Annotated in this window: 3 protein-coding genes and 1 pseudogene; all 4 read right to left on the bottom strand. The window is 75.8% G+C overall.

The genetic code is table 11. The features are described from left to right. Window positions 1–1,225: pseudogene (locus tag ACFYX3_RS25910) on the bottom strand (hypothetical protein); the annotation flags it as partial. Beyond that, window positions 1,222–3,615: a hypothetical protein gene (locus tag ACFYX3_RS25905; RefSeq protein WP_389017785.1), complete on the bottom strand. Its 2,394-nt coding sequence runs from the start codon at window positions 3,613–3,615 to the stop codon at window positions 1,222–1,224. The pseudogene ACFYX3_RS25910 and the gene ACFYX3_RS25905, both read right to left, overlap by 4 nt. Next, complete coding sequence (locus ACFYX3_RS25900) at window positions 3,612–6,167, bottom strand: hypothetical protein (RefSeq protein ID WP_389017782.1); 2,556 nt, start codon at window positions 6,165–6,167, stop codon at window positions 3,612–3,614. Before ACFYX3_RS25900 ends, ACFYX3_RS25905 begins: the two co-directional genes overlap by 4 nt. Next, on the bottom strand, window positions 6,164–9,679 hold the full coding sequence (locus tag ACFYX3_RS25895; RefSeq protein ID WP_389017779.1) for a tubulin-like doman-containing protein: 3,516 nt from the start codon (window positions 9,677–9,679) through the stop codon (window positions 6,164–6,166). Before ACFYX3_RS25895 ends, ACFYX3_RS25900 begins: the two co-directional genes overlap by 4 nt. Between the last annotated feature and the right edge of the window lie 16 nt (window positions 9,680–9,695).

Raw genomic sequence — 9,695 nt, 5'->3', positions numbered from 1 at the left:
CGTCCGGAACGTCCTCGCCCCAAGTGCCAGGCGCGCCCCGGTCCCGGGCATCCGGCGCGGACCGGCCCCGAGGTCCCGGCACTGAGCGGTTCCGAGGCTCCGGTGTGGACCCGGCGCCCTCGCCCCACGGGTCCGGTGCGGGCCGGTCGCCATCGGCCCGCGGGCCAGGGGCTCCCCCGTCGCCATCGGCCCGCGGGCCAGGGGCTCCCTGGGAGCCGGTGTCCTGGCCCCAGGGGCCCGGCACCCCCCGGTCCCCGCCGCCCGGCACCCGCCGGTACCCCGCCTCCGGCCCCGGCCCGCCCCGCCGGCGCGGCCCCGACGTACGGGAGTCCGTTGCGTCCAGGTGGTCGGCCGCTCGGGTGGCTGCGTCCAGGAGGGGGCCGCCGTAGGTGGTGGCGGCGGTGCGGAGGGCTCTGCCGACCACACGGTCGCGGCCCTTCTCCTCGAGTTCCCACAGGTGGTGGCGGACGAGGCGGGCCGCGACCTCCTCCGCCCGGTCGCCGCACCGCTCGCGCGGGTCGACGCGGCGCCGTTCCGTGTTGCGGCTCGCCGCGCCGGACCAGCGGCCGACGAACGCGAAGCGGAGCGACGGCAGTTCGAGCGTGTCGTGGGTGGCGAAGGTCCAGGGGCGTTTGGTGAGCGCGCCGAGCATGCTGTGCAGCCCCCACAGCACGGGGCAGGCGGTGTCCCCCCGCTCGTCGAGGACGGTGAACAGGTCGTCGGGGTGCCGCAGGAACTCCGCCACCGCGCCGACGAGTTCGTCGGAGGCGTACGGAAGCAGCCGGTCGAGCTCCACGAGGCCACGGCGGCTCGCCGGGGGGACGACGGCCTCCGCCGGGACCACCGGCAGCCGCCCCCGCGCCCGGGTCGCGTTCGCGGCGGTGGCGCCGTCCCAGTCCCAGCGGTGCAGTCCGAGGCAGACGGCGGGACCGAGGAGGGCGGGCGCGCCGACGAGGGCGTGGCAGAGCACGGACGTACGGCCGTCGGCGTCCATGAAGGGCACGCGCCGGACCAGCACCACGTAATCGCGCCGCCGCAGCCGGATCAGGGCCGGCCGGGTCTCGTCCCCGGCGGCCCGCAGGACGGGGCCGGAGACCTGGAAGAGGGCCTCGGTCTCGTCACGGGCCCCGGACCAGGCGACCGGCCCGAAGCCGGTGTTGCCGGTGAGGTTCTCGCTGTCCCAGCGGAAGACGATCTGGTCGAGCTCGTTCTCCGTCCGCGTCATCGGACGATCCCCTCCATAGGTTCCGCCCCGGGCAGCAGCCCGCAGTGGGCGAAGAGCGACAGCAGCGGCGCGAGGACCCGGCGCGGCCGGACCCCGTGCGGGAATCGGTCGCCGCGCGCCTGCCCGCCGGTCGCGGCGACGAAGTGCAGGGTGCAGTCGGCGCAGTCGTCGAAGGGCTTGAGCCAGGCGGCACTGGCGTGTTGGGCGAGGAACGCGTACGCGTCCCGGCTCTCCGCCCGGAGCGCCTCGGGGTCGTGGCGGCCGGGCAGGGCCCGGCCGAGCCAGCGGTGGACGACCGGTTCGAAGCGGACGAGGTCGCTCTTGTTGACGGCGAGCGCGGCGGGCGCGGCGACGAGGCCGCCGCGCTGCCGGGGGATGCGGTTGAGGACGGTGGTGAAGGCCTCGTCGCCGAGGTCGCGCCGCCGCAGCCCGCTCTGTTCGCGTACCGGGTCGAGGCCGGGCAGCCGGAGGGCGCGCAGCGGGTCCAGGACGAAGATGAAGGCGTCGACGCCCATGAGGAAGCGGCCGACCTCCCCGTCCTGGGCGAGGTCCTCGCCCGCGAGGTCGAAGAAGACGACGGGGCGGGGCGGCGCGCCGCCGGCTGAGACGAGCAGGCCGTCGGCGAAGCGCGCGAAGGTCTGCTGTCCGGTCCGGCCGAGCTGCTGCCCCTCCTTGAGTCTCTGGACCCGTTCGCGCACGAACGTGCGGTGCGCTTCGGGGTTGAGGGGCCGGCATTTGAGTCCGTACGGTTCCAGGCCGCCGAGTTCGACCTCGCCGAGCATGGCGGCGAGGAGGTGGGTCTTGCCGACGGAGGAGCTGCCGACCAGGGCGACGGAGAGCGGTTCGCCGTTGGTGAGGTAGGGGACGGGGAGTTCGTGCTCCTCGTCGCCGTCCACGGTGTGCGGGCACAGGTGGTAGGCCTTGCGCAGGGCGTCCGCGACGTGGCCGGGGCGGCGTTCGGCGCTGAGGTCGAGCGGGATCCGGTTGCCCTTGGGGTCGATGGTGACGAGCAGCCGCTCGTCGTACTCGACGGGGAGCAGGCAGTGCGGGCACATGCGGCTGCGCGACGGCGGGGGCGCGGCCGGTTCGGGCGGTACGGCGGGGACCGCGGGGCGGGAGGAGTCGCCGCCGCCGAAGATCCGGTCCCGGAGGGTGGGGCGCCCCGGCCGCGGTGGCGGCGGGGGCGGTTCCTCCGCTTCCACGGGGAGCGGGGCGCCGCCCGTGGCCGCGCGTTTCCTGGCGATCTGCCGGTCGTACTCGGCACGCCACCGGTGGTGCGGGTCGGCCGCCCCGCTGCCGGAGGCGAGGGGGTCGGGGACGTGCAGGAGCCGCAGCAGTTCGGCCGGCCGGGGCCGGTCCGCCGCGCGCGCGGCGAAGAACCCGCTCTGTCCGAGGGCGGCGAGCCGCCGGTAGTCGGCGAGGTCGGCCGGAGGTCCCTCGCCCCGGTCGGGGCGGCCGGCGAGCAGGTAGTAGGCGAGTTCGGCGACGGACCACAGGTCGTCGCGCGGGTCGGCGGCGCCGTGGCCCGCGCGCTGCTCGGGCGAGGCCCAGGGGGCGCCGCCGAAGGGCTCGCGGGCCTCCCCGGCGCGCTGCGCCGCGTACGGTTCGCAGAGCCGGATCCGGGAGCCGTCCCACCGTACGGTGTCGGGCGCGATGGCCCGGTGCACGAGGTCGGACTCGGCCAGGAGCCGCACGGCCATGGCGAGTTGGCCGGTGATGCGCTCCTGGTCCTCGGCGCCGAGGCGCCCGGCCCAGTCGGACAGCGGGCGGCCGGCCGGCGGCCGGTACAGCACGAAGGGCTCGGGGGCGGTCAGGTCGAAGCCGACGATCCTGGCGAAGACCGCGCCGAACTTCGCGCCACCGTAGCGCCGTTCGAGGGCGACGGCGGCCTCCACCTCCCGCTCCAGGAGGGCGTACGCCTGCGGGTCGCCCTGCGCGGACGACGCCAGGCGGTACTGGAGGACGTGCGCGCCCGCGCCGAGGGTCGCCCGGCGCGCGAGGACGCCGGGACGGCCGGGCGGCCGGTGGTCCTCGCCGTAGCGCACGGCGAAACGCGCCGGCGCCTCCCAGGGGGTGCGGAACTCCAGCTCCTGGTAGTACGGATGGGTCGGCGTGGTCGGCTCGCTCAGGTGGTCGGGGTGCTCCGGACCGAGCGGCTGATTCGGGTCGCCCGAATGGTTCGCGTCGCCCACGTGGTCCGGGCCGAACGGCTGGTCCGGCCCGAAGGGCTGGTCCGGGTGCCCCGGGCCGGTCGGACGACTCGGGTCGCTCGGACGGTTCTGGTACGCCGGGTCGTCCGGGTCGTCCCGACGGTTCCGGTACGCCGGGTGGTCCGCGTCGTCCCGGCGGTTCGGGTCGCTCGGATGGTTCGGGTGGTTCGGGTCGGTCACGGTTCTCCCGCCTCCTCGGCGCGGACGGTGTGCACGACGCCCGCGCGCAGCGGTACGAGACGGAGGATTCCGGCGTGCCGTCCCGCGCCGGTCCACACCACGTCCTCGGCGGTGCCCCGCCAGATGTCGTCCCCGGCGGCGCCGCGCCGCATCGCCTCGGGCACGAAGCGGACCTGGCGGGCGGACAGCGGATCGTGGGAGAGCAGCCGCAGGTGCTCGGGGCCGCACAGCACGACCGTACGGCCGGGGTCGTCCTCCGCCAGGAGCAGCCGGGCCACCGCGTCGGCGGCGACCCCGGTGAGCCGGGCCGCGTCGGGCCGGTCGGAGCGGTCGGTGAACGCCGCGAGGGGGGTGAGCGCGTCGGGGTCGCGGAGGCCCTCGTACCGCGGCGGCGGCGAGGCGGCCACGTCCCGCTCCAGGCGGAGCCGGGTCTCGTCCAGGAGCTCCGCGAGCAGCTGCTCGTGGCCGGCCCGCGCGAGGGCGCCCGGGTCGCGCTCGATGCCCGCCCAGCAGCGGTCGAGGATCAGGACGGTCCCGGCGACGAGGTCGCCGACGAGGGTGTCGACGAGCGCGGGGCCCCCGTCCCCGTACCGCCGTTCCAGCCAGCCGGGCGCGGGGCCGGACAACGGCCCTTCGGCGGAGGCCCCGGGGTCGCGGTCGAAGGAGCCGGCGGGAGAGGGGTGCGGAGAAGCGGCCGGCTCGGCCGCCGGGGGCGGTCCTTCGGACCAGAGGTCGTCCTCCGCCCCGTCGCCCCAGGCCTCCGCCGACTCCCCCCAGTCGTCCGCGTCGTCGCTCCAGTCCTCCCAGCTCCAGGACGCCGCACCGGTCTCCCGGGGCGGGGGCGGTTCGTCCTCTCGCCGCTCGTCCTTGCGCGCCGGCCGCGGCTGTCCGTGCGTGTCGGCGGTCTCCGCGAGGCCCCTGAGCAGTCCGGCGACGGCTCCCGCCCCGGCCGAGCAGTGGTGCCGTACCTCGGCGAAGAGCCAGTCGTGCACGGCGGTCGTGACCACGAGGTCCTGGATCTCCCGCAGGATCCGCCAGGCCTCCTCCGGGTCCGCGCGCGCCCACCAGTCGTCCACGGCCCGGGTCCAGTCCCGCAGCGCGAGCAGCACGACGGCCGCGACGGCCACGGCCGCCGCCACGGCCCCCGCCCAGACGGGCAGGCCCAGGAACTGGCCGAGGCCCGCCCCGACGAGACCGCCGAGCAGCCCGCCGAAGAGCCGCGGCGCGGCTCCCGTGGCACCGCCGCCGTCGATCCGGCCGTCGGGCGAGCGGTTGGGCCGGCGCCGCAGCATCAGATGGGCGAGCCCGGCGGCGAGGACGCCGACGGCCGGACCGAGGACCCAGCCGAGCACCGGCCAGATCCCGGCGAGCAGCGCCAGGAGCCCGGTCACGGCGAAGGCGACGGGCCGCGAACCGCCCGCGGTGAAGGGGTACGAGGCGCCGAGGCGCCGCAGTCGCTCGGGGCCGCAGATCGCGTCGAGCCGGGCGAGCCGGGCCGCGCTGCCCACGGGCGCGGTGCGCGCGGACAGGGCGGAAAGGCGCGCCGCGACGGACCGCAGCGGCAGCCCCTTGCCGATCAGGTCGTGGGTGAGGTCGCGCAGCGCCGGGACGATCCCGGCCCGCGAGATCTCCCTTGGCAGCTCCGGGAGTTCGATCCCCCGCTCGCGCAGCACGCCCCGGTGCTCGGCGGTGAGCCGGGTGCCGCCCGCCGCGCCGAACGCGTCCGCGACGGCGGTACGGAACCGGTCCAGCTCCGCCGCCACCCGCTCGGCGTCCCCCGGCAGGTCGACGCCCCGGCCCGCCCCGGTGAGCAGGCCGGCCGGGCCCCGGACCCGGTGGTAGCCGTCGACGGCCTCCCCGACGGCCGCGTCGCAGGCGGCGAGCCTGGCGCCCGCCCGGCCCTGGAGCGGCAGCCACGCGTGCCCGGACAGGGAGCGCGGCACGCCCTCGTCGAGGAGGAGCGCGAGCCCGGCCGGCACCTGCTCGGCGGAGACGTTCCCGGCCGGGACGTCGGGCCCTGCCAGGCCCTCCACCGCCTGCCTCCAGGCGCGCGCCCGGGCCTCGTCGGTCAGGTCGTGCTCCAGGACCCGCACGGCGGGCACCGCGACGCCGTGCACCACCTCGCCGAGCGCGCGCAGTACGGCGTCGAAGACCTCGGGCGTGGACAGGACGTCGACGAGCGGGCGCAGCACGGCCTCGCCCGGGACGCCGTCCTCCGTGGAGTCGAAGACCCACAGGACTCCGGCGGCGGGCGGGCGGAGGGTGAGGGAGCGGTTCAGGGTCCGCTCGCCCCGGGCCCCGACCGCCAGGCACACGATGTGCGCGGGGCCGTACGAGGAGAGGCGCTCGTAAAGGAGTTGGTGGGCGACGAGCCGGTCGGCCTCGTCGACGACGAGGAACCGCCGCTCGCCGCCGGGCTGCGGGACGTCCAGGGCCGCGCGGACGGCGGCCTCGGAGTCGTACGCCCCGGCCGTCGGCGTCCGCAGGTCGATGCAGACGGCGTGGCCCGGCATCGGCCGCTCGGGCAGGACGGGCTGGACTCGCGGGCTCACTCCTCCTCACCGCCCCGGTCGCGGCGGTACGGCTCGTCGTCGGCGGACCGGAAGTCGGCGCCGTGGTCCGCCTCGTACTCGTACTCGTACTCCCCGTCGTACTGCTCTTCCTCCTCGGGCCCGAAGTCCGGCTCGGGCTCCAGCTCCCAGTCCCCTTCGTAGGCGGACGGGGCCGGGGCCGGGGAGGGCGGCGTGCGGTGGGGGTACGCGGAACGCGGGTCGCGCGGGGCCTCGTTCTCGTGCCGGGCGCCGTTCCCGTACCCGTCACCGTCTTCGTACCGGGGCCGGATCCGGGGCCCCGGTTCCTGCCGTGCCCTCGGGACGGGGCCGGGCCGGCGGCCCTGCGGACGGCCCGGCGCCTGCCCCTGCCCCGGCCCGTGGCCCTGCCCCTGGCGCGGTGCGTGCCGTTCGTACAGGGCGCGGAGGTTCGCCCGGGTCGCGCGGGCCGCGCTCGGGAAGCGCATGGCGAGGGCGCCGGGGTAGGTGACCTCCCAGAAGTGGCGGAGCGGGGCCAGCCATTCGCTGTCCGCCGGGCCGTACTCGGCGGCGATCCGGTCGATCAGACGGAGCTGGCGCGGGGCGACCTGCTCGACGAAGTGGGTGAAGAGCGGCGACGGGGGCGCCGGGACCTGGGCGAGGCCCTTCGGCAGGGCGCGCATGAGGCGTTCGCAGAACTGCTCGATGATCTGCCCCTCGTCGAGCAGCGCCCAGCGTTCGTACGCGCGCAGCAGCCCCGCCCAGCTGGAGAGGGAGCCGTCGAAGCCCTCCAGGCGCAACGACATGGTCGCGGACTCGCCGTCCTGGAGGCTGATGCGGACGAGGTGGGGCGAGTCGGCCGGGCCCACGGCGGCGATGTGGCCGTTCCACATGGTGCAGAGCAGCCGGTGGAGGATGCGCTGCCGGTCCTCCTCGGTGGAGACGAGCCAGTCGTCCTGGTAGCCGAGCCTCTGGCGCCAGTGCAGGAAGTCGTCCTCGCCGCCGGAGTCGCGGGCCTCGGACCAGAGGCTGAGGACGCCGCGGACCTCGGAGATGTCGGTGAGGTTCATGCCGCTGCGGAAGAAGACGACGGTGATGGAGTCGGTGTCGACGGCCCGGCATTCGGGGACCACCCGGGAGGGCAGGTTGAGTTCCTGCGCGAGGAAGTGGGCGGCGCGGCCGTCCGACTCGCTCGCCGGGTGCACGATGAGGATCTTCAGCGGGCCGCTGCCGTCGGGGACGAAGCCGACGGGGATGAGTCCGGCGAGCCGGGAGCGGAACTGGTCGAGCCAGCGCGGGTCGATCTTCGCCTCGGCGGTCTCGTCGCCCGCGGCGGCGCGGAGGAGCAGTTCCATGGAGGGCAGCAGGGGGCGGGCGAAGACGTCCTCGTTGGCCTCGCCGAACAGGCGCTTGACCCGCCGCTCGACGACCTGCTTGATCTCCTTCACGGCCGCGCCGGAGGAGCGGCGGACCGCGTCGAGGGCGCGCCGCCAGTCGTCGGGCCCGACGAGCCGGTCGAGGAGGGTCGCGGCGTCGGTGGTCTCGGGGAGTCCCTCGCTCTGGGCGAGGCGGTCGACGACGTCGTCGTAGAAGGCGCGCAGGGTGTTCTGCGGGGGCAGCAGGTAGGCGATGCCCGCGCGGTCGTCGCGGTAGAGCTCGCGGCGGCGGTCGGCGAAGGACTTGGACTCGTCCTGCTCGTGGGCGCGGAGCACCTTGGTGAGTTCGGCGACCTCGCTGGTGACGCGGTTGAGGGAGAGCCGCCACTGGGACTCGCCGGCCTGCCAGCCGCGGTGCCAGAGGACGCGGGCCCGCCACTGGTACCAGGCCTGCTGGGCGGCGAGGGTGTCCTGGACGTCGGGATCGGTCCACCGGGCCGGTACGACTCCGCCGACGCTGCGCTTGATGTGGGGGATGTTGGGGGCCGCGGTCTGGACGTTCGGGGGCCGTTCGGGGTCGTTGCGCCGGTTGTCGAGCATCCCGGTGAAGCCTTCCCTGGCCACCCGGTCGGGGTGGCCAGGGAGTCCGGCGAGGACGGTCTCCAGCTGGAACGGGCCGATGAGTCCGAGGAGTTCGCGGGCGCCCGCGCCCGGCCTGAAGTCCTCGGTGAGGCGCGGGATCTCGCGGGAGAGATGGATGTCGAGGCGCTGGAGGGAGTCCTCCATGTCGTTGAGCCGCTGCCGGAGTTCCTGGGTGATGTCCCTGCTGCCGCGCGGGAGTTGCTCGGGCAGCGGGACGTCGGGGGCCTCGCGGCTCCAGAGGCGGCCGATGCCGGAGCGGGTGAAGAGGTCGCGGACGTGGTCCTGTCCGTCGCGGGCGGGCCGCCGGGCGCGTTCGGACATGCCGCGGACGGCCTGGGCGAGGAGGCGGGCGGCGACGATCTCGGCGAGGTCGTCGACGGGGACGGTGAGGGAGGCGGCGAGGCTGGTGGACATGCCGCGGTAGCCGATGCCGGTACGGGCCGGGGTCGCGCGTTCGACGCTCTTGTTGATGAAGCTGGCGGCGAAGGACTGGTAGTCGTCCTCCGCGCGGGTCACCGAGCCGTTGTCGAGCTCGGTGCCGATCAGCGACATCACCATGGCGGTGATGGAGCGGCGGAGGTCCTCGGCGCCGATGACGGCCGGCTTGGAGAAGAGGAAGGCGGTCTGCATGGTGGCGGGGCGCAGGGCGACGACCCCGTGGTTGGGGTAGGTGACGCTGAGCCGGCCGCGCTCCTCGACGTCGCCGACGGTGTCGAGGGCGTCGGGCACGTTCTGGTCGTCGACGAGCCGGGAGAGGTCCACGAGGGCGCGGGCGGCGTTGAGTTCGGCCTCGCGGCCGCCGCCCGCCTCGGGCGGGAAGGCGGAGGGCATGACGACGAGGGGGTAGATCTTGACGCCGGGTACGTTGGCGTTGCGGAACTCGTGCCCGATGAGGTGGATGAAGTCGTAGAAGATGCCGGCGCCGGTGCCGCCGGCGACGGAGAAGGCGACGAAGACGTCGCAGCCCCGGATCGGGCCGCCGCCGACCCGCTTGAGGTCGCCGGCCGCCTGCCCGATGGCGCCGATCGCCGCGCGGAGCTGCCTCAGGACGGGGTTGAGGCCGGAGCGCACGGTCGCGAAGAGCGCGGCGCGCCCGACGGTCGGCAGCTGCCCGGCGCCGCTGTTCAGGGGGGCGACGCGCGGCTGGCGGGCTTGGGGCGGCAGCCAGAGCCGGGTCTCCTCGTGGACGGAGACGCGCAGCATGCGGGTCACCTCGGGCGAGGAGTCGAAGTCGGTGGGCAGCAGGTCGCGGACCATGCGGGAGGTACGGCCGAAGGCGGCGCCCTCGGCACCCTTGGCGCGGAACTGGGGCTGGCTCAGCAGCTCGCCCTCGCTGAAGTCGGCGTAGACGAACTGCAGGCAGTCGGGCAGCTGGAAGGGCAGCCGCCGGCCGCCGTCGACGAGGTCGGTGCCGTCGGGGCCGCACAGTTCCCTGCGCAGCTGCCGTTCGAGTTCGCTGCCGATCTTTCCGCCGGTGCCGCCGAGTCCGACGAAGAGCATGGGCTGGTAGATCTTCATGTCGTCTCTCCTCGGT

The organism is Streptomyces sp. NPDC002463, from assembly GCF_042889835.1.
In the GTDB taxonomy this organism is placed as follows: domain Bacteria; phylum Actinomycetota; class Actinomycetes; order Streptomycetales; family Streptomycetaceae; genus Streptomyces; species Streptomyces nymphaeiformis.
The sequence above is the reverse complement of the archived record's forward strand: the minus strand, read 5'-3'. Positions and strand labels throughout refer to the sequence as shown.

Excerpts from the sequence above, each read along its gene's own strand:
- ACFYX3_RS25895 (WP_389017779.1), bottom strand. The coding sequence starts at position 9,679 with ATGAAGATCTACCAGCCCATGCTCTTCGTCGGACTCGGCGGCACCGGC.